13 protein-coding genes are annotated in these 21472 nt (G+C 55.7%); 8 read left to right on the forward strand and 5 right to left on the reverse strand.

The features are described from left to right. Positions 1-233 precede the first annotated feature (233 nt). Positions 234-2414: a prolyl oligopeptidase family serine peptidase gene (locus tag P8935_RS01385; protein WP_348263221.1), complete on the forward strand. Its 2181-nt coding sequence runs from the start codon at positions 234-236 to the stop codon at positions 2412-2414. Positions 2415-2423: 9 nt separating this feature from the next. Here P8935_RS01385 and P8935_RS01390 read toward each other — a convergent pair whose 3' ends face one another. Further along, a complete protein-coding gene (locus P8935_RS01390; RefSeq protein ID WP_348263222.1) occupies positions 2424-4646 on the reverse strand; it encodes a formylglycine-generating enzyme family protein in 2223 nt (740 codons plus the stop codon). A 235-nt stretch (positions 4647-4881) separates the two neighbouring features. On the opposite strand from P8935_RS01390, the gene P8935_RS01395 reads away from it, so the two are divergent. Together P8935_RS01395 and rbsK are read left to right on the forward strand one after the other, a co-directional pair. Further along, positions 4882-5871 (forward strand): GRP family sugar transporter, encoded by a 990-nt coding sequence (locus P8935_RS01395; RefSeq protein ID WP_348263223.1) that lies wholly within the window; start codon positions 4882-4884, stop codon positions 5869-5871. A gap of 15 nt (positions 5872-5886) precedes the next feature. Next, a complete protein-coding gene (gene rbsK / locus P8935_RS01400; protein WP_348263224.1) occupies positions 5887-6834 on the forward strand; it encodes a ribokinase in 948 nt (315 codons plus the stop codon). Positions 6835-7046: 212 nt separating this feature from the next. On the opposite strand, the gene P8935_RS01405 is transcribed toward rbsK, so the two are convergent. From P8935_RS01405 to P8935_RS01420, 4 genes are read right to left on the reverse strand one after another with little or no spacing between them, the layout of a single operon-like run. Then, positions 7047-8117: a hypothetical protein gene (locus P8935_RS01405; RefSeq protein WP_348263225.1), complete on the reverse strand. Its 1071-nt coding sequence runs from the start codon at positions 8115-8117 to the stop codon at positions 7047-7049. Beyond that, complete coding sequence (locus P8935_RS01410; RefSeq protein WP_348263226.1) at positions 8114-9556, reverse strand: c-type cytochrome domain-containing protein; 1443 nt, start codon at positions 9554-9556, stop codon at positions 8114-8116. Before P8935_RS01410 ends, P8935_RS01405 begins: the two co-directional genes overlap by 4 nt. Beyond that, complete coding sequence (locus P8935_RS01415; RefSeq protein WP_348263227.1) at positions 9553-11103, reverse strand: DUF1501 domain-containing protein; 1551 nt, start codon at positions 11101-11103, stop codon at positions 9553-9555. Before P8935_RS01415 ends, P8935_RS01410 begins: the two co-directional genes overlap by 4 nt. A gap of 35 nt (positions 11104-11138) precedes the next feature. Then, complete coding sequence (locus tag P8935_RS01420; protein WP_348263228.1) at positions 11139-14642, reverse strand: DUF1553 domain-containing protein; 3504 nt, start codon at positions 14640-14642, stop codon at positions 11139-11141. 261 nt (positions 14643-14903) lie between these two features. Here P8935_RS01420 and crtI (P8935_RS01425) point away from each other — a divergent pair, with 261 nt between their 5' ends. From crtI (P8935_RS01425) to P8935_RS01445, 5 genes are read left to right on the forward strand one after another with little or no spacing between them, the layout of a single operon-like run. Then, positions 14904-16430: a phytoene desaturase family protein gene (gene crtI / locus P8935_RS01425; RefSeq protein WP_348263229.1), complete on the forward strand. Its 1527-nt coding sequence runs from the start codon at positions 14904-14906 to the stop codon at positions 16428-16430. After that, complete coding sequence (locus P8935_RS01430; protein WP_348263230.1) at positions 16427-18304, forward strand: aldehyde dehydrogenase family protein; 1878 nt, start codon at positions 16427-16429, stop codon at positions 18302-18304. Before crtI (P8935_RS01425) ends, P8935_RS01430 begins: the two co-directional genes overlap by 4 nt. After that, on the forward strand, positions 18297-19808 hold the full coding sequence (gene crtI, locus P8935_RS01435; RefSeq protein WP_348263231.1) for a phytoene desaturase family protein: 1512 nt from the start codon (positions 18297-18299) through the stop codon (positions 19806-19808). The genes P8935_RS01430 and crtI (P8935_RS01435) overlap by 8 nt, the downstream gene beginning before the upstream one ends. Before the next feature lie 2 nt (positions 19809-19810). After that, positions 19811-20884: a glycosyltransferase gene (locus P8935_RS01440; protein WP_348263232.1), complete on the forward strand. Its 1074-nt coding sequence runs from the start codon at positions 19811-19813 to the stop codon at positions 20882-20884. Positions 20885-20886: 2 nt separating this feature from the next. After that, the gene (locus P8935_RS01445) at positions 20887-21375 is read left to right on the forward strand and encodes a hypothetical protein (protein WP_348263233.1); all 489 of its coding nucleotides are present in this window, start codon (positions 20887-20889) and stop codon (positions 21373-21375) included. The last annotated feature ends 97 nt before the right edge of the window (positions 21376-21472 follow it).

Here is a 21472-nt window from a genome sequence, read left to right on the forward strand (position 1 = left end):
GCTCCGCGCCGGGGGACGTTTCATTGCGGAATGATTTGCTTAAGCTTCTGGCGAAATTAGATGCATGACTTAACCTGTCGGTTGGTAGTCCGCCATCTTTCGGATTACAACTTCGGCCATTTGTTGGGGTTGGGGTGTGCTCCCGGCAAGATGTAGGGGAGGGGCGGCTTGTCCCACCATTCACAATCCAGTAACTTTTCGAATCCGTAGCGTCCTGATTTAGGTTAGTGACTATGCCACGCTTCCCTGTTCCCCCGCGTATTGGTGTTTTCGCTGTCCTCCTAGCCGCCTTTAACTTTGGCCTCTGCGATTCGGCCGTTTTTGCGGCTTCCGCACCCACGTTGGAACAGATACTTAGCTACCGCTACGTGAACGGACTCGTCTCTCCTGAAAAGGGAGACTGTTTCGCCTGGGTAGAAAATGTGCGGGGTGTCCGGAACATCTGGTTCGCGCGTTCAGCAGACACTGTTCCGCACCAACTGACGCACTTTACCGCAGATGATGGTCAGGAGCTGACGCAGCTCAAATTCTCTGCGGATGGATCTCAGCTGTTCTATGTCCGTGGTGGCGATCACGACGCGAATTGGCCGGCTAAAGGGAATCTGGCGCCCGATCCAGACGGCAATCCGTCTGAGCCCAAAATTACAATCTGGTCGGTCGCAACGGCTGGGAGGTCTGGGTCTGGGCAAGCCCCGGTGAAGGTGATCGAGGGCGATAGCCCTGCGCTTTCCTCGAAGGGGCAGATTGCCTATGTAAACGACGGGCAGATTTGGACAGTGCAACTTCCCCACGGTCCAGACAATGCAGGCAAGGGACAGAGGCTGTTTTTCGATCGTGGCAAGGATGACACGCCGGTGTGGTCGCCCGATGGCACACACCTTGCCTTTGTCTCCCGACGCGATGATCACAGTTTTATCGGCGTATTCACGTTATCTGGAGGACCGCTGGTTTATCTCTCACCATCGACCAATAAAGATGAGGAACCGGTCTGGTCACCCGATGGGCGTTCCATCGCGTTTGTGCGGCAGCCCAGCAGTGGAGACGCACCTGAAAATTTTCTCGATTTAAAGCCGCATCCGTTTGCGCTGTGGACTGCTGACGCCAGCTCGGGGGAAGGCCGTGAGGTTTGGCGATCGCCGGATACTCTTGCGGGCTCGCTGCCGGATCTTGGCGAAGACGAGCCACTTTTCTGGATGGCGGACAATCATCTCGTCTTCATGGCCGAGTTGGACAACTGGCCGCACTTATACGAAGTCGATACCAAGGGAGCAGAAGCGCGGCTCCTCACGCCGGGCAACTTCATGGTTGAGAACATCGCAATGAGTCCCGACCGGCGCGCGCTGGTTTACAGCGCCAACACTGGGAAGACTGCAGACGATGATGATCGACGGCATCTATTTCGTGTGCGAACTGACGGGGCAGCTGCAGAGACTCTGACCAGCGGTGCAGACCTTGAGTGGTCACCAATTGCGTTGGCGGACGACAAAGTTGCTTATATCGGGGCAGGTGCACAGCGTCCCGCAACCGTGGGCGTTCTGGCGCAGGCTGGACAGAGCCAGGTTCTCGATACTGGAAGTGAAAAGGACTATCAGACGAGTGCGTTGATTGTTCCCAAGTTAGTCAGCTTCCAATCGCCTGATGGACTCACGATTCAAGGGCAGCTGTTTCGCGATCCGAATGCGACGAGTCGGCAGCCAGGCGTAATTTTTGTGCACGGCGGGCCACCGCGTCAGATGCTGCTGGGTTGGCACTACATGGATTACTACAGCAATGCGTATGCCGTGAATCAGTATCTGGCGATGCATGGCTTCACTGTGCTCTCAGTCAACTACCGTCTGGGCATCGGATATGGCCGGGCGTTCCAACATCCTGAGCATGCAGGGCCCGCAGGTGCGGCCGAGTATCAGGACGTTCTTGCCGGGGCACGATATCTGCAAAAGCTCGACGGTGTAGATGCTGCACACATCGGAATTTGGGGCGGGTCCTATGGAGGCTATCTCACAGGACTTGCTCTGGCCCGCAATTCTGATGTGTTCAAAGCAGGTGTGGACTTTCATGGTTTATCGAATTGGGTTCTGACTCTGCCGAAGGATGGAGCTGTGCCTGCTGAATGGTATGCAGCCGACGATGCTTGGAAGAAAGCGGTCGCCACGGCCTTCGCTGCATCACCCGACGCAGATATTGCGACGTGGAAATCACCGGTCCTGTTGATTCAAGGGGACGATGACAGGAACGTACCGTTCGATCAAACCGTGGAGTTAGCGCATCGCCTTGAGCAGCAAAAGACGCCATTTGAGGAACTCGTGATTCCAAATGAAATTCACGGATTTCTTCGCTGGGCAAACTGGTTGCGCGCGGATGAAGCTACTGTTCAGTTTCTCTCGAGACACCTGCTCGCTCAGCCGGCCCCATAGACCCCGAACTCATTGGCTGTCGATAACGCACCGAAAGCCCACGGTCCCCGAGCGGTCAATACTCGGCGCCATCAAAAGATACTTGCCATGTTGCGAGAGTTGATAGGCCTGGGGAAAATACCAGCGCGATCCCTGGGGCTGATAGTGACTGCCGCCACGCAAGACAGCGGCGCGGGTGTGATCGTCGATATACTCATCCGTCCACTGCCACACGTTGCCGACCATATCCATTACGCCAAAGGGGCTGGCGCCGGCCGGATGAGAGTCCACATCGCTTGCAGCGAGCGCATCTCGTCCTCTATCGGGAAGCGGAAAATATCCCTCACTAGAACGGAGGGGCGGGTTCGCGTCTGGCGGAGTTATGGGCAGGAATGGCCAAAGATTGCCCCACGGGTATAGGCGGCCATCTGTGCTTTGCGCGGCATATTGCCACTCCCATTCATGGGGCAGACGCTTCCCTGCCCACTTCGCATATGCGCGCGCATCTTCGATCGAAATCCAAGTGACGGGTTTCTTTGCCCATCCATCGGGAAATGTTCCGTTGGTCCAGTCTTTTAGAAAATTGTGATCGTCGACGGGATGGTAGTGCGTTGCATCGAGAAACTTTTTGTACTCCGCATTTGTAACTGGATATTTATCGATCCAGAAGGCGGGGATGTGGATCTTGTGGTCATGGTAGCGACGGGCTGAGCTTTCCCACGGATATTGAAAGTCGACGCCATCGTCGTTCATCCCTTCGATCTCGATGCCATTCACGCGAAAGAGAAAATCTGCCTCCGGAATTTTCACCATTCCTTCGGGAGCCGCGGAAACGTGTTTCGTTTCGTCGATCGGAACTATTTGCTGAGGAATGGAATGCCATTCATGCGAGAGCTCGCTAAGCGGTTTCTGACTCAAAGCCTGCATTGCGGCAAGCAACTTCTCCAGCTTTTGATCCGGAGCGTTCACCTCGAGAATGGCGCCGAATCCATTCTTCTCGATTTCGAAAGAAATGACCGACTGGCTGCCTTCGTGCTCAGGATGTATCTCGACTCCATGCCAGAGATCGAAGTAGCGAGTGTTTGCCTTGTACGGGATCAGCATCTGACGGCCCGCGGAGGTGTATCCGTTACGATTAACGATTGTCCATAGCGTCTCTGTCTCGCCCGGCCACTGGCTCGCGAATACTCCAAACTGTTGCATGGGGAAATGCGGTTGCCACCTGGGGCTCGACAGCAACGATGCGAACGCACGATCAATCATTGCCGTTCGACGCAGAGCTTCTGCATCGCGCGGCGTCATCTGGTTCCAAATGCCCCAGATGTTCTCCCAGCTTTCAAACCCAATGCCGTTGAAGAATGCTTCCTGCAGATCGTCAGCGTGATCGTGAGCCCAGCGGTTGGAAATGTTTACCATATGCCGGGGTTCCAGCCATTTGTATCGGCTCACTGAGGGGACAAAGGTGTAATTCCAATATCCCCAGGTCATGCTGTTGTACGCAAGCATTTCGTCTGAGCCGAGTCCGGTCTCGGGTTCAAGAGCCAGAGGATGATGGAGATTGTCAGAGGCGGTGTGGAAGTTGCGCGGCATTCCGTCGAGCGTGTCGCCGTTGATGCCATCGGCACCCACCGCTGTAAGTTCACGCGAGATTGCTTCTGCATCGGGTACATCTTCAGCGTGCGTCCCCTGGTCCCACAGCATGATCGGGAAAAAGACGCGAACATTGTGCTTGTGAAAATCGTCGATCATCTGCTTGACCGCCGCAGTTCCACCGGGAAGATCGCGGAACAGATCGTACTGGCTGCGGCTGTCGATGCCGATATTGGAGTAGGTGTGCCAGATGAGCACGCTGTCAATTCCGCCATAGCGCTGATTTACGTCGTCGAGATATTGATCGACGGTGTACTTATGCGTTGCAGGGTCATAGAACTTGCGGTCATGGATCATCATCTGTGGCTGCACAAAGCTGGACTGCGTCCAGAGGAGCGAGGGGTCGCGATAGAGAGTGTCCTCATATCCCACGCGGATAAGCCTCTCAGCACGCCAGTGCGTTATCTCACGCAGCCATTGGCTCACTTGAAAGCTGGTGCATGTGGATGGCGGTCCGTAGGAATTCCATTGAGGGATGCCCGCACAGGTCGGCCCAGGGATCTGCTCGCCTGCGGGCTCGACCAGCGTGTCCTGCGCTGCAGCTAACAAGATCAGGCCGAGCAACATACTACCAAGGCAAAGCAAACAGCGAACGCGTTTCACGATCGATCCTCCTGAAGCCTGACGGAAGAAAATTATTGACAATGTCCGAAAGCAAGATTCTAGTACCCGCTGCGACATGATTTGGAATCTTTTATGAACTCGCCGTTCCTGCGACTGAATGCGGTGAGTGCAGAATGTCCACTAAGGGACCGGCGTCGTACCTGATAATTCAGACACACTACGCAGCGCCTGTTTTGAGATCCGAATTCGTTTGGACTGGTCTGCGTGAGGAGGAATGATGTTTCAGCCCGAGGCGTATGGAATTGCGCTGATGCTGATGGCCGTGAGCATGATTTGCTGGGGATCGTGGGCTAATACGCAAAAACTGACTGCCGGCTATTCCTTTCAGTTGTTTTACTGGGACTATGTGATTGGGATGATTCTCGCGACACTGGTGTGGGGGTTTTCTCTTGGGAGTTTAAATGGAGGGGAAACTGCGTTTCTGCCAAACCTCTCACAGGCAAGCCATACCAGCGTCTTGTACGCACTAGTCGGCGGAGTCATCTTCAACATCGCGAATATTCTGCTGGTTGCATCTATCGCGATTGCGGGAATGGCAGTGGCATTTCCTGTCGGCATTGGACTAGCCCTTGTGGTTGGCGTGATTGTGAATTACATCATTGACCCGCGCGGCAATCCAGTTTTGCTCTTTGGCGGAATGGCATTTGTGGTTGCCGCCATCATTGTGGATGCGATCGCCTACAAGCGGCGCGAGGGCAATCGGTCAACCAGTGCCCGAGGTGTGCGGCTCAGCATTGCAAGCGGCATTCTTATGGGCTTGTTCTACCCGTTTGTCGCGAAGTCTGCCGTCGTGGATCATCCGCTCGGCCCATGCACAGTCGCATTCGTGTTCTCACTGGGCGTTGCCGCATGCGCCATTCCAGTGAACCTGTGGCTTATGCACAAACCGATCGCAGGCGATGGACCGGTGTTCCTTTCGCAGTATTGGAAGGCCCGCAAGAACTGGCATTTGTGGGGCATCATTGGTGGCATGATCTGGAGCACTGGTGCGCTCGCGAATTTCGTCGCATCTCACGCCCATATTGTCGGTCCGGCAATCTCGTATGCGATTGGCCAAGGCGCCACGATGATTTCCGCGGCTTGGGGCGTATTTATCTGGCGTGAATTTGCGAGTGCGCCATCCAGTTCGCGCAGGTTGATTCCGTTCATGTTTGCATTTTTCCTGATCGGGTTGACGGCGATTGCCGTTGCGCCCATTTTCTAATGCCAGGTGCTATCTATGCGGAAATCGATTGTGGTAGTAGGAAGCCTGAATCTTGATCTTGTGGCGCGCGTGAAGCGACTTCCAAATCCGGGCGAGACGATCATCGGAAAGGACTTTAATACATACGGTGGCGGAAAAGGGGCCAACCAGGCAGTCGCACTGGCACGGCTCGGTGCGCCGGTAAAGATGATCGGCAAACTCGGCAGCGATGGTTTTGCAAAACAGCTAAATGATGGACTTAATGATGCCGGCGTAGACACCAGCCTTCTTCAATACACAACGGGCTCATCGGGAACGGCCCTCATCACGACTGCCGAGGATGGCGAGAACACGATCGTGGTAATTCCGGGAGCGAACGGCGCATTGCTGCCAGAGGATTTGGAGCGCCATCGCGAACAGATTGAACAGGCCGCGATGGTGCTTGGCCAGTTGGAAATTCAAGCAGCAACGACCGAGTGCCTTGGACGGCTTACGCAAGCCGCGGGCGTACCCTTCATTCTGGACCCCGCTCCGGCGTATTCACTTTCGCAAGACCTATTGCGGAGCGTTACCTGGTTGACTCCCAACGAAACGGAAGCCCAGTTATTGCTGGACGCTCACTACCCAGGACGGCAACTAAGTTCGCCGCCGGAAGTAGCCGATCAACTGCTGAAGCTGGGGGTCAGAAACGTAATTCTCAAGCTCGGAGCCAGGGGCGTATACATGGCGGGCGCAGATGTTGAGAACACGTACGTTGATGGCTTCAAAGTACAGGTGGTCGACACAACGGCTGCGGGCGATGCATTCAATGGAGCATTTGCCTTTGCTGTCTGCGAGAAGGGAATGGCTCCCCGCGATGCGGCGCACTTCGCGTGTGCTGTTGCGGCCATATCTGTCACTCGCGCTGGCGCGCAGACCTCGATGCCCAGGCTCGCAGAGTGCGATGCATTTCTCAAGAAGTCAAAACCGAAGTTTCTCGCCTGAGCCACGAGCAAAGTCCGTTGTGGTCGTTCAGACTTTCAGAAGGAATTGATATGGCTGCCGGACTGCGCCTAGTTCGTCGCCGCTTGCTGTGCCATCCTGCTCAATAGAAATTTCTTTTACGCCAACCTGTTTCAGCGCGTCGAGCATCTTTTCCAATCTGTTGCCCCTTGGCCCAAAGGCCGTACACATTTTCCAAATGATACTGAAGAGGCTCAGGCATTTTGTCGAACGAGTTTCGTGACGCGGCCGGTCTGATTCCAGTCGGAGACATAGATGTTGGTTTGCTGATCGATGTGGCATCCGTGAGCAGCGCTGAAGCAGGCTGCATCAATTGCGCTCGGTTGAAGTTGATAGTTTGCCCACTGCGCCTTTCGAGGGTTGTCCCCGAGAAATGCGACCGGCGCATTGTCCTTGTCGAGGATCGTGACGCGGCCTTCTAATTCGGAGACTACGGCGAAATCTCCGTGGAAGCTTACCTGGCAGGGTCGGCGCAGATGCTGCGTTATCGTTCTCACGAACTTCCCATCAAAATCGAGGTGGCAAAGGCGCCGATTCTCGCGATCGCATACCAACAGAAGCGGCTGATCGTAGCGTGTGTCGACGGCGAGGCCATGACAGCAGTCGAATAAGCCATCGGTTGCGCCTTTCCCGCCAAACGCCCCGCGGTACTCACCGTTCTTGTCGAAATGGAAGATGCGCGAATCGCCGTAACCGTTAGCGATGAGGATGCCGCCATCGGGCCCCGACACTGCAGCAGTCAAGCGCCATTCGTTGGGCGATTTGAAGCCGGCTTGTAGCGGTGCGGTAATTTTCTGCACCACTGTTCCGTCGGTTTTCATCTTGACGAAGAGCCAGTTCTCTTTCGGAGTCCCCTTCTGCACGGTCGTGTAGAGATACTCTTCGCCACCTTCTTGCGCATGAAAGATTGAATGGACTTCTGGATATTCAGTCGCGATGCTTTTTTTGAAGACACCTTCGGGGGTGTAGATCAGAATGCCAGTCTCGCTCTGCGTGCTCACGTACACCTGACCAGTGCTGTCAGTGGCGATGGCGCCGTGCGTGCCTCCGAAACTGAGACCCGCAGGCAAGTGTCCCCAACCGGAAGCAACTTCATATTTCCATTCGCCGTTGCCGGTTTGGAACCTTGTATCCGTTGCATTCTCAAAATTCTCTGAAATTGCGGCAACCGCGCGTGGAGCGTCCAGCGTCGCGAGCACTGCAGCTCCTGTGACGGCGAAAAACTTTCGTCTGCTGAGTTTTCCGGCCTTGGGAAATTGGTTCATGGCGTACTCCTCGCAATGGGCTGCGCTGGTGGCGGAGTTGCGGTGGGCTGGGCGGGCGTGTTGTAGAGGTAAAGGTGTCGCAGGCTCTTCATCGAAGTCAGCGTCTGCACAGACTCTGCCGTAACCTGGGTCCCGCTCAGATTGAGATAAGTGAGCTGCGAAAGCGAGGCCAGCTTGCCCAGGCCGTCGCCATTGATGTGAGTTTCTTCAAGGTGCAGCGCACGCAGATGCATGAATTGCTTCAACGTATCGAAGCTGGCGTTCGTAATTGCCGTGCGCCCTAGCTCTGCCTCAACGATATATGGGGCGAATTTCTTAAACTGCGCTAACTTTGCATCGTCGAAACTACTCGCAGCGTCGACGGTGAACAGAATCAATCCGTCCTCGGGTTTGCTGGATACCGGGATAAGCTTCGCACCCTGTGCCTGTTGCATCTGTCGAATCTCAGGCATCAGCGCGCTGTAGTCCGCTACAGGCTGCGGCGGCAACGCCGGGCGATCGTCGGTGGTCGAGATCCCGGCTAGAGTGCCAACTGTCGGTGAAGCGCCTTGCTGAATCCAGGCCTTGATCAAGGCGATCTCTTCGGCGCGTAGTGGCGTCCTGCCCTCAGCTGGCATGAACTGCTTGTGGTCGGGCGCAAGTGTTATTCGCTGCAGCAGCATGCTCTTCTCCGGATCGCCCGCAATAACTACCGGACCATCTTTCCCGCCCTTCATTAAAAGGTCGAACGAGTCCAGCCGCAGCCCCCCGTTGCTTTTTGCCGCGCCGTGGCAGGTGGCACAGTTCGAGTCGAAGATTGGGTTGATGTGCATGGCGTAGAAAGATGATGGGGAAATCGTGGTGCTCGCTAGAGTGAGTCTTTTAAGAGTCGGTGGCATGTACTCAGTCAGGTAGTTGCTGCCGTGCGTGATGGAGCCGCCCTGATCTGCAGTCCAGAGCAAAAGCGGGATCATGCATGCCAACAGCGCTGGATAAACGACGGGACCATCGTGCCCGATCCACCAGGGACGCACAAGAATACAAGCGAGCAAACCAATTGTCAGAGCTATTCCGCCTGTCATATGCCGCGTCACCAGTGTGCCTGTGTTGCCGCCGCCATAGGCAAGCAGCATTCCCAAAGTGAGCGCGAGAATGGCGCTGGCAAATGCAAGCACAAGCACGAAACCCGCGGCCTCGCGAAGGGCGGGACGGAATGCCCCGGCAATTTCAAGCACCGGAACCAGCAACAGCAGTGCAATGGGCAGATGTACGGCAAGCGGATGAAAGCGGCCTAGAAACTGCTGCCAGTCCGCATGTGGTTTGCCATCAAGCTTGATGAGCCACGGAAGCAAAGCGAGGCTCACGCTGAATCCAAGCGAAGCCATCCACGCGATTCGCGTCGTCTTTCTGTCCGGCAAAAGCTTGCGTGATGTCACCGCTGGCCGATCCTGAGTTTTCACGCAAGCAGGCCCTTAACTACTTCGGCCGGGACCGGTCCCGTCAACTTCTGGTCGAGGCCTTGGAAGTTGTACGTCAGCTTGTTGTGGTCGATGCCGAGACAGTGAAGAATCGTCGCATTGAAGTCACGCACAGTCACAGGATCTTTGACCACGTTGTAGCTGTAATCGTCGGTTTCGCCATAGGTGATGCCAGCGCGGACGCCCCCGCCCGTCATCCAGGTAGTGAAGCAGCGCGGATGATGATCGCGACCGTAGTTTTCTTTGGAGAGGCCGCCCTGGCTGTAAACGGTGCGGCCAAATTCTCCGGCCCAGATCACCAGCGTGTCATCCAGCATTCCTCGCTGCTTGAGATCAGTGACGAGCGCGTAGCATCCGCGATCTGTCTCCGCGCTAATGATGGGAAGAATACCGGTCACGTTATCGTGCATATCCCAACCGCGCTTATATACCTGCGTAAAGCGTACGCCTCGTTCGGCCATGCGGCGCGCCATGAGGCAGTTGTAGGCGAAGGTACCGGGATCTTTTGCTTCCTCTCCGTACAGATCCCAAGTCGACTTCGGTTCCTTGCTCAGATCGGCGAGCTCTGGAACGGATGTCTGCATTCGATATGCCATTTCGTACTGGGCGATGCGCGCATGAGTTTCAGGATCGCCGAGTTCATCGAACGTCTGGCGATTAATCTCATTCACCGCGTCGAGCATATTGCGGCGAACCTCGCGGTCTACTCCGTTGGGATCGGTAAGATACAGAACGGGATCGCCCGCAGAACGCAGACCAACACCCGCATACTCCGAGGAAAGAAAGCCGCTGCTCCACAGACGCGACGAAACAGGCTGGTTGTTCTCTTTCGTATTCAGCTTGGTCTGCAGGACCATGAACGTGGGAAGGTTGTCGTTCATGCTGCCCAACCCGTACGACAGCCACGATCCCATGCACGGCTTTCCGGCATTCATGTTGCCGGTATTCATCAGCATGATGGCGGGCTCGTGATTAATGGCTTCAGTATTGGTCGATTTGATAATCGCGATGTCATCGACGATGCGCCCCGTATAAGGGAGCAGGTCACTCACCCATGTGCCGGTCTTGCCGTAGCGCTTGAAGTTCCAATGTGAAGGAGCGATGGGAAAGCGTGCCTGACCGGCGGTCATGCCCGTCAGTTGCTGGGCGCCGCGCACGGAGTCGGGAATGTCCTTGTCGTAAAGATCGTTGAGATGCGGCTTGTAATCGAGCAGATCAACCTGCGATGGACCTCCGGACATAAACAGATAGATCGCGCGCTTTGCTTTCGGAGCGAAGTGCGGGAGCCTCAAACGTTCTACGGACTGCGATCCAGATTGACCATTCGCCGCTGAATGAGTATCTCCGCGCAGAGCGCGATCTCCGAGCAGGCTGGCGATGGCCGCCCACCCCAAAACCTTTCCAGTGCGACCGAGGAAATGCCGGCGCGTCTGCAACGTTGCCCACTCCCTTTTCAATTCGGAAGGAACCGGGAGACTCATAACGTCGTGTTCGTGCTCTGTGTCCGTACAAAGCGGATGTTGTTTCATTCCATCTTCCTCACTACTTCGTTACTGTCCCGTCATTACTTCGTTACTGTCTCATCCAGATTCAACATTTCGCTGGCCACCATTGTCCACGCAGCCAGTTCCGGCGCCGGGATGGACGCATCGCTCTTCTTTTCGCCTGCGCCAATGAGGGCGCTGGCCGCTTTGGGATCGGCGGCATAATGCTTTTGCATCTTATCGAGCGATCCCTTCAAGACCGATAGCATCCGCGGATCAGGATCACGCGCAAGCAGAATCTCGCTCATGAGTTCGATGCGTTTCTCCGGCTTGGATCCGCCTTCTTTGATTACGCGCTGGGCAAGTGCACGCGCCGCTTCAACCCACTGGATATCATTCATCGTCACGAGAGCCTGGAGCGGAGTATCGGTCCGCTGACGGCGCGTGCACACCACATCGCGCATTGGCGCGTCGAAGGCATCCATATCGGGCATCATCGCCATGCGCTTCCAGTAGGTATACATACTGCGGCGATAAAGCGCGTCGCCCTTCTGTTGCTCGTAAACGAGCGTATCGCTGCCACCGATGCCCACTTGCTCCCACACGCTCGGTGGCTGATACGGCTTTACACTTGGGCCACCAATCTTGTTCACGAGCAGGCCGCTGGATTGGAGAGCCACATCGCGCAGCATCTCTGCATCCATGCGGAAGCGCGGGCCGTGCGCCAGCAGCAGGTTTTTGGGATCCTTGGCGAGTTGATCAGGCGTTGATTTGGCGCTTTGACGGTAAGCAGCGGACATCACCATCAGCTTGTAGATGTGCTTGATGTTCCATCCGCTTTCACGAAACTCGACTGCGAGCCAGTCCAACAGTTCCGGATCTGAAGGCCTCTGGCCAACGATGCCGAAGTCTTCCGTGGTCTCAACAAGCCCTGCACCGAAGAGTTCGCTCCACATTCTGTTCACGGTCACCCGCGCGGTGAGCGGATTCTCAGCGCTCACCGTCCACCTCGCGAGAGCCAGCCGGTCGTGTGGTTCTCCCGCGGGCAGGGGTGGCAGATAGTGAGGCGTATTCGCCTCCACGCGTTCGGTGCGCGCAGAGTAAACGCCGCGTGTCAGCACGTCAGCGTAAGCAAGGGACGGCTTCTCCCACGAGACAAGTGTGAGGTCGCCGCCTTCTGAAAGCTTGTCGAGCCTGGCATCGAGCTGAGCAATCTGCGCGGCAATCGTCTTCGCGGACTGATCGACGTTGTTGAAGTAGAAATTGCTGACTACGTGAAGCTCGTCGGGGTTCCAGGAACTGACAGGCTTGCCCGTGATTTCGGCGACATAGTCCTCGAAAGGAAGGCGTCGCACTTCCTCTGCAGCGAGCGCGCGACCATAGAGGCGGATGTCCTGATAGCGGGTTTCGCGCAGGGGATGTGAACCGGGAGAACGCCATCCGAGTTGCATGGGCGCTTGGGTGCGAATCGTGGACTGCGCAAGATTGTCGATCACCGTCTTGGTCTTCACCGGCGATCCGTCAACAAAGATTGTTACACCGGATGCTTTGCCCGATCCGTCATAGCTGAAGAAGATGTGCCGCCAATGGCCATCGACAGGCAACGGTTGCTCAGTGGAAACTCTGATCGCCACGAGCGGGGTGGTATCCGGCGGCTCTTTCGGAGGCGCAGGCTTTTTCTCCTTGGGCTTCTCTTCCTTCTTTTTTGGTTCCTTCTTTGCCTTGGGCTTGTTGGGGGCAAGGTCCTTCGCAGTGAGATCGGCCGGAGTGGGGAACTGGAATATCTCTTTGGGATCCTTCGCTTCCGGCTTCTTCTCTTTTTCTTTTTTTGGGAGCTTCAGGTCTTTCGGTCCCTGATTCACCAGTTCGACGCTGATGATTCCCCTTTCAGCCTCCAGGTCCCATCCGCGGTAATGTTGCGTTGCATCCATCTTCGACAGCAGAGTCCCGGTCGCGTTGCCGAGGTTATAGTTTGGGGCAGATCGCAGCATGAACCAGCCACCCGTGGAGAAGGGATGATTCGTGTCGTAATCGCCGGCTTGGCCCAGGACGATATGAGAGCTGATATCCATGCGGAAGTCGGGCCAGAGCCAGGTAGTCTCCCCCCATTGCGGCTTCGACTTGCCGATCGGGAAACTTGCTGGTTGCGGGTGCGGCGCGCTGTTGCCCAAGGCATCGCCACCGCCTTCATCGAGTCGCAATCGGAGCACGAGTTTCTCGGCAGAGACCGGCTGCGGCGGGGTTTTTTGTGACACGAGCCAACGCTCGATCAGTCCGCGCTGCTCGAGTTGCAGGGAACGAAGTTTCTGGGCGAGTTCGGATCTCTGAGCCCACACCCGGTTGTATTCGCTTTCATTTTGCGTTTTGGGAATGCGCGTAACCGGTGCCCACACCGGCCTGTCGTCGTTGAACGGTTTCTCTTCAAGGTTGTTGAAGAAGGCGCTGAGCGAATAGAAGTCCTTCTGCGTAGTGGGATCGTACTTGTGATCGTGGCAAACGGCACAACCGACAGTCAGACCCATGAATGCAGCGCCATAAGCCTCTGTCCGCTCGCGCGCGATGTTCACACGCAACTCTTCGGGAATAGTTCCGCCCTCGTTGCTGCTTACGCCGAGACGCACATAACCGCTGGCAATCAGCGGATCAAGATTCTTTGCGGGCAGAAGGTCGCCCGCGATCTGCTCCATGGCAAATTGATCGAAGGGCTTGTTGGCGTTGAAGGAGCGAATGAGATAGTCGCGGAACGGCCAGATATCGCGGCTATTGTCGTAGTGCAGCCCGTAGGTGTCGGCGTACCGCGCATAATCCAGCCAATAGCGGGCTCGCTGTTCGCCAAAACTTGGCTTTGCCAGGAGGCGATCGACAAGATGTTCATACGCTTGCGGCGATGAGTCGTTGACGAAAGCGTGTACCTCTGCGGGCGTAGGCAGCAAACCAGTCAGATCGAGGGTCACGCGCCGAATCAGCGTCTCTTTGTCGGCTTCGGGCGAGGGGTGCAGGCCTTCCTTCTTGAGGCGCGCAAGGACGAATGCGTCGATCGGGGTCTTCACGGGTCCATCGCTGGGCGCGAGTGCTGGAAGCGGAGGCCGGATTGGTTTGCTGAATGCCCAGTGCGGCCGATATTCCGCGCCTTCTTTGATCCACTGCTTGAGCGTGGCAACGTCGGCGGGCTTCATTGGTTTGGCTTCGCCCTGCGGAGACTGGGGCATAAGGTAGTGCGGGTCTTTCGACTCGATGCGTTTGATCAGCTCGCTCTTCTCCGGGTGGCCGGGAACGATCGCATCCGGATGCCCCGGGCGCTTCTTGAATGCTGATTCGCCCAGGTCGAGCCTGAGGCCCGCTTTGCGCATCTCCGGATCTGGCCCGTGGCAACTGAAGCAATTGCTGGCCAGGATCGGCTGAACGTCCTGATTGAAATCGATTTGCCGCGTGCCCCGCTGGCCCGGACCGTCGTCCCGTTTGCCATGGCAGCCGGCCAGCAGCCACGCCCCCGTAAGACACAAAGAGGCCGCTAAAGCAGCATGAGCTGATTTTGATGGAACGAGTTTTTTAATATTGGCAGGGGCTGGACAGATCGTCGCCAATTGAATCTACTCCTCGGATTCGCTTCGGAACGCTGGGCTGCTCCTCCAAGGTCAATGATGGTACCACCCGTTCATATGCTTTGGCACCAAGGACCGAGGGGTGTCTGCGCCAGTTCCCCGACGAGCGGTTTGCCGGCAACTTAAATCCCTTCAATGCTTTTGTTTTGATCAAATCAACGTCTCTGAGCGCGATTTCCGCTGGTTCAAATCCATTCCCGGGATGGCCGAATAACGATCGTTCAATCAATAAGAATTAGAAGTATGGTTGAGAAGCGTATCGCGATCATTGGTGCGGGGCCAGGAGGGCTGGCTGCGGCGATGCTTCTTGCCCGGCGGGGTTTTCAGGTTCATGTCTTTGAAAAAGCTCCTGTAATCGGCGGCAGAAATGCCGAGGTGGTTCTGGGTGACTATCGATTCGACCTGGGACCTACCTTTCTGATGATGAAGTTTCTCCTCGACGAACTGTTCGAGGAGACTGGGCGCTCGTCGAACAGCTACCTTGATTTCCGCCTGCTCGACCCCATGTACCAGCTGAATTTTTGCGATAAGACCATGCTTGCCCGGTCGCGTCCCGATGATATGAAGGCAGAGATTGAAAAAGCCTTCCCGGGAGAGGGCCGCAATCTCGACAAGTTTCTGTCCGCCGAGAGCAAGAGATTTGAAAAGCTCTATCCATGCCTGCAGAAGCCGTATGGCACGCTGGCGAGTCTGCTGAGCTCAACTCTTCTTGCAGCGGTTCCTCATATTTCAGCTGGCCGATCGCTCCACGACGTCCTGTCTAAATACTTCAACGCCGAGGAATTGCGTCTCGCGTTCACTTTTCAGTCGAAGTACCTGGGCATGTCCCCCTGGGATTGCCCGGGGCTGTTCACCATGATTCCCTACACCGAGCATGCTCATGGCGTGTATCACGTGCAGGGCGGTCTTTGCCGCATCAGCGAGGCGTTCGCCAAGGTGGCGCGCGAAGAAGGCGCATTGATTCATACTTCGGCGCCGGTGAAGCGGGTCATCGTGAAGGGCCGCAAGGCATGCGGCGTTGAGCTCGAAAGCGGAGAGAAATTTGACTGCGATGACGTCGTCATCAATGCCGACTTCGGTTACGCGATGAGTCATCTTTTCGATGAGGGTGTGATTCGCCGCTACAATCCGCAGGCAATGAAGAAGAAGCGATTCTCCTGCTCCACTTTCATGATGTATCTCGGCGTTGATCGGACATTTGACACTCAGCACCACTCCATCGTCTTTGCAGAGGACTATAAGAAGAACCTCGAAGACATCTCGCTGCGTAAGGTCACCTCGAATGACATCTCTGTTTACATTCGCAATTCTGCTGTGACCGACCCTACAAGTGCTCCCGCAGGTCATTCGGCGCTGTACATCCTCGTTCCCGTTCCCAACAACAGCAGCGGTATTCGCTGGTCCGAAGAGAAGCACGCTTATCGAGCGCGCGTATTGCAGATTTTGCAGCAGCGAACGGAATTCCGCGATCTGGAGAAACACATTCGCACGGAACTGATCATCACTCCGGAAGATTGGGAGTCAGGCAAGTCAGTATTCATGGGCGCGACTTTCAACATGGGTCACGGTTGGAATCAGATGCTCTACATGCGCCCTCACAATGAATTTGAAGAGGTGGGAAATACCTACCTTGTTGGCGGAGGCACACATCCCGGCAGCGGACTGCCCACCATCTTCGAGTCGGCGCGCATCTCGTCAAACTTGATCTGCCAGAAGTACGATGTCGACTATCCTCGTCCAAAACCATTTAAAGAAATGAAGATTGCATGACGCCTGTGAGCGCCGCAGAGCGAGTGCGCACTGCCAAAACTGCGCAGTTGCTCTGGGCGCGTCTTTCCGTCAACGCCCGTTGCCGCGCCTTGTCGAAGCTGCGTGTTGAGATCGCCCGTCGGAGCGAGGAAATTGTTCGCGTCATCCGGAAAGACACTGGTAAGGTCGCTCTGGATGCGCTCGGCGGCGACGTCATGGTCACGCTTGAACAAATGCGGTTCTATGAACGGCGAACCGCGAAGATCCTCAAGTCGCGCAAGGTCGGAAAGCCAGCTTTCTTCTACAGCGGAGCAAGCTTCCGCGAGTCCTTCGAACCGCATGGTGTTGTTCTCATCTACAGTCCGTATAACTATCCGTTTCAGTTGTCCGTCGTTCCGCTGATTACGGCGTTGATTGCAGGGAATGCTGTGATCCTGAAGTGTTCGGAGAAGACACCTGGTGTGGCTGGGTTGATTGGGGACCTTTGCAAGGCAGCGCAGTTGCCGCCCGATCTCGTGCAAGTGGTAGACGATCCGCCGAACCGCGCGCTTGAACTGCTTGATGCTCATCCGGATATGGTCTTCTTCACCGGCAGCAGTATCGTTGGCGGGATCATCGCCAAGCGCGCCGCCGGGCTTTTGATTCCCACGGTCATGGAGTTGGGGGGCAAAGACCCCGGCATTGTTTTCGCGGACTGTAATCTTGAGCGCACGGTAGAGGGCGTGGTCTACGGGGCTTTCTCGCATGCTGGCCAAGTGTGCGTCGGCATTAAAAGGCTTTATGTAGAGCAGGCAATCTACGAAGTGTATCTCCGCAAACTTATTGAACGCGTTGCCAGGCTTCGTATTGGAGAGCACGAGGATGCGGACCTGCCCTCTTTCGGGCCGGCTTCGTCCTGCAAGGCGCTCGCTTCGCAGATCGAGGAGGCCGTTCACACCGGCGCCAGCATCGCCTGGCCGAAGGATCGCCCTGCTTCCGGCGAGTTCCCGATCATTCTGACCGATGTTCCTGCAGACAGCCGTCTGATGCGCGAAGAGACATTTGGTCCGGTGCTCTGTGTCTTTCCGTTTCGTGACGAGCAGGATGTGATCGGCCAAGTGAATGCGGTTCCGTTTGCGCTTTCTGCGAGTGTCTGGACCGGCAATCGTTCTCGTGGTCTCGCCGTTGCCGACCAAATCAATGCGGGATCCTGCGCCATTAACGATGTGATTCGCAACATCGCTAATCCATACGCTTCTTTTGGAGGCAACGGTATTAGCGGCCATGGGCGCTATCACGGCCCGCAGGGGCTCTTTGCCTTCTCACGCATCAAAAGCGTGATGACTGCAGACGAACGAAAGAACAGCGAGCAACATTGGTTCCCGTTTACGAGCAAAACGGTCACCGGCCTTAATCGCCTGCTTAAGTTTCGCCACTCTGCCGGTGCGGTTGGAGCGATGATTGGACGGTTCATTCCGCTCTTTATTTGTGGTCTACTTTCACTTGCCGTTGAATCTCAGCCGGCTCACCATCCTGGACACTTAATCATTTCCGTCAGCGCGCCGGCGCACGCCCACGGCGAAATTGCTTACCTCGTGTTTGCATCCCCTCGCGGATTTCCAAACGACAGGACGAAGGCTCTGAAAAGAGGGTTCGTCCCGGTTCCTCCAAACAACTCGCCTGTCGTGATTGATGCGGGTGAACTTGCTCCCGGTCGTTATGCAGTCAGCGTCTACGAGGACGTGAACGGGAACCAGAAGCTCGACATGGGCCTTCTGGGTATTCCTAAGGAACCGGTCGGGGCGTCCAACAATCCCGCGCCGCACTTCGGCCCTCCCCATTTTGATGAATGCGCCTTCAACATGGGTAACTCAGATCAGAAAATTGCGATCTCGCTGGTGGAACACAATGGCTGAGCATCGTGAGAAGTCTCGCGTTGTCGTGATCGGCGCCGGAATCGGCGGTATGTCGACGGCCATCATGCTTGCACGCGGCGGGTACGACGTAACGATTCTCGAGAAAAATTCCCACCTCGGCGGCAAGCTGAATGTGCTCGAGACTAAAGGATTTCAATTCGATCTAGGCCCTTCAATCCTGACGCTGCCTCACATTTTCAGACCAATTTTCGAGGGAGACGGCAAGCGTCTTGAGGATTATGTTTCGCTGGTGCGCGTAGACCCGCAATGGCGCAACTTTTACGAAGATGGAACGGTTCTCGATCTCTACGAAAAGACTGAGCGCATGCGGATGGAGCTCGCACGCTTCGGCCCGAAAGCGTTTGAGGATTACGAGCGCTTCGTCGACTACTCGCGCGCGCAATATCGTGCGGTTGAGCGTGGATATCTGAACGAAGGGCTCGATACGTTCTTCCAGATGATGAAGTTTTATGGTCTGGGAGGCGCCGGCGATATGGATTATCTGAACACAATGTCCGGCGGCATCCGCAAACGCGTTGAGAATCCTTATCTCCGCGACATGTTTGAATACTTCATCAAGTATGTTGGCTCCTCGGCGAAAGATGCTCCGGGCTTCATGAACCTGATGCCGAACATCCAGCTCGAATTCGGGCTCTGGTATGTTCAGGGCGGACTTTATCAACTCGCCGTCGCATTCTTCAGAAAGCTCAGAGAGGTTGGCGTTCAGATATATCTCGGACAGAAGGCGACGCGCATTCTTCAGCGAGGCGACCGAGTAACCGGCGTTGAGGTCGAGTCCTCGGATGGCATCCGCAATACCTACGAAGCAGACTACGTTGTATCGAATATGGAGGTCATTCCGGCGCTGCAGCAGTTGATGAATGAGTCGCCGGCAACTCTGCGGAAGTTCCGGCGATTCGAGCCGTCCTGCTCGGGAATTATTGTTCATCTGGGCCTGAATCGAACCTATCCCCAACTTGCACATCACAACTTTTTCTATTCACGCAATCAGCACGCGCACTTTGACCGCGTATTTCACGACAAGAAACTCCCCGATGATCCGACAATCTATCTTGTTGCGCCCACCCGCAGTGACCCTACGCAGGCGCCACCCGGGTGCGACAACATCAAGATCCTTCCTCACATTCCTTACCTGAACGATAAGAACCCGTATACGCGTGAGCAATGCGTCGAGCTTAAGGAACTGTGCCTCGACAAACTGGAGCGCATGGGTTTGACGGATCTGCGCCGCCATGTGGTGGTTGAAGATTTCTGGACGCCCTTTGACATCGAAGAAAAGTATGCTTCCAATCGAGGCTCAATCTACGGCGTGGTTTCAGATCGAATGCGGAATTTCTCTTTCAAGGCGCCTAAGCAAAGTTCAAAATACCGCAACCTCTTCTTTGTCGGCGGCAGCGTTAATCCGGGTGGCGGTATGCCCATGGTCTCGCTCTGCGGACAGCACGTGGCACGCATGATCATCAACCAGGGCAAGCCGGAGTAGCCATGGCATGGCTAGCGACATTCTGCCTGCTTGGATTGCCAGCGGGCTTTCTGTTGCTGTGGCACATCCCGTCGTGCCGTTCGAAGATCTGCAGCGGACATGAAGCAATATCGCTGATCATTCCGGCGCGAAATGAAGAAGGCAATCTCCCTGGCCTACTCGGCTCGATTCGCGAATCTGCTGCCCAGCCGGCGGAAATTATCGTGGTTGACGATGCCTCGACGGATGCAACAGCAAGTGTCGCCGAAGCGCACGGCGCGGTCGTGCTCCGCTCGCATCCGCTTCCCGCAGGATGGACCGGAAAAAACTGGGCATGCTTTCAAGGAGCTCAACAGGCAAGTGCGGATGTGTTGCTATTCCTTGATGCTGACGCATGGTTCTCTCATCAGGGTTTTGAGCATATTGCCAATGCCTACTGCATTGGCGGAGATGGCGGGGTCGCGATGTCTGTTTTGCCATATCACGTCGTGAAAAAGCCCTATGAAGAGCTATCACTGTTTTTCAACCTGCTGATGGCGATGGGGGCAGGCGGGTTTGGCTGGCTTGGTGGCCCCCGTTTGTTTGGACAGTCCCTGATCGTCTCGCGCGATTTGTATAACGCAGGAGGAGGTCACGAATCAGTTTCAAAAAACATCCTCGAGAATCTTGCTCTCTCATCGCATTTCGAAAGAGCCGGTGGCCGGTGCATTTGCTACGGTGGACGAGGCGTGCTGAACGTAAGAATGTTTCCCAACGGCTTTGCCCAGTTATGCGAGGGTTGGACAAAAGCCTTTGCCGATGGAGCGGCAGCATCTGGAGCGGCCATTCTTTGCCTGTCCATCTTCTGGCTGACCGCGATGTGCACGTGCTTTCTAGCGATTTGGCTTGCGCATGGACACTGGAGGATCACCTTCGGCCTCATTTACATTTTGTTCGCGTTGCAGCTGCTCTATTTTGCCCGGCAAATTGGGAATTTCAGTGCGGTTGTCTGCCTCTTTTATCCGCTTCCACTTTTCTTCTACTTTGGTCTTTTCGCGCGCTCTCTCTATCGCAAACTATTTCATCGCAGCGTGAACTGGCGGGGCAGGACCCTATGAGGATGGCGGTCTGGACAGCGAATCTGCTTGGCTGGCCGATTCTACAAATCTCCATCGCTCGATTTACGTTGAGTCTGCCGCTGGAGAGTTTTGCGGGCGATCGCCCGTTCTATTCGATTCGATCGTGGGAACGCAGTGGGCGACTCTACAACATCTTTGCGATCAAACGATGGAAGACACTTCTGCCCGACGGAGGGCCGTGGTTCGGTGGGTTCTCTAAAAAGAAAGTCGCGGGCCGTGATCCAGCGTACCTTCAGACCTTCATCCTCGAAACGCGCCGGGCTGAGTTTGCGCACTGGTGCATGCTCTGTAGCTTCCCTGTCTTCTTCCTCTGGAACCCGCTCTGGGCTTGTCTCGTCATGGTTGCATACGCGGTGGTCGCGAATCTGCCTTTCATCATCGTGCAGAGATATAACAGGCTGGTGTTGACGAGAATCTGCGCACGCATAAGCGAGAGACAAAATATCTACACGCCGGTCGCGGCCCCTTGAAGAGGCCAGGGAACGCATCCTAAGAATCCTGCTTTTTGCGCTTCAGATTGCATTTCGCACTTGATTCTGGCTGCTTTGCGTAGCTTCTCCGCTTAGA

This window comes from Telmatobacter sp. DSM 110680 (genome assembly GCF_039994875.1).
In the GTDB taxonomy this organism is placed as follows: Bacteria; Acidobacteriota; Terriglobia; order Terriglobales; family Acidobacteriaceae; genus Telmatobacter.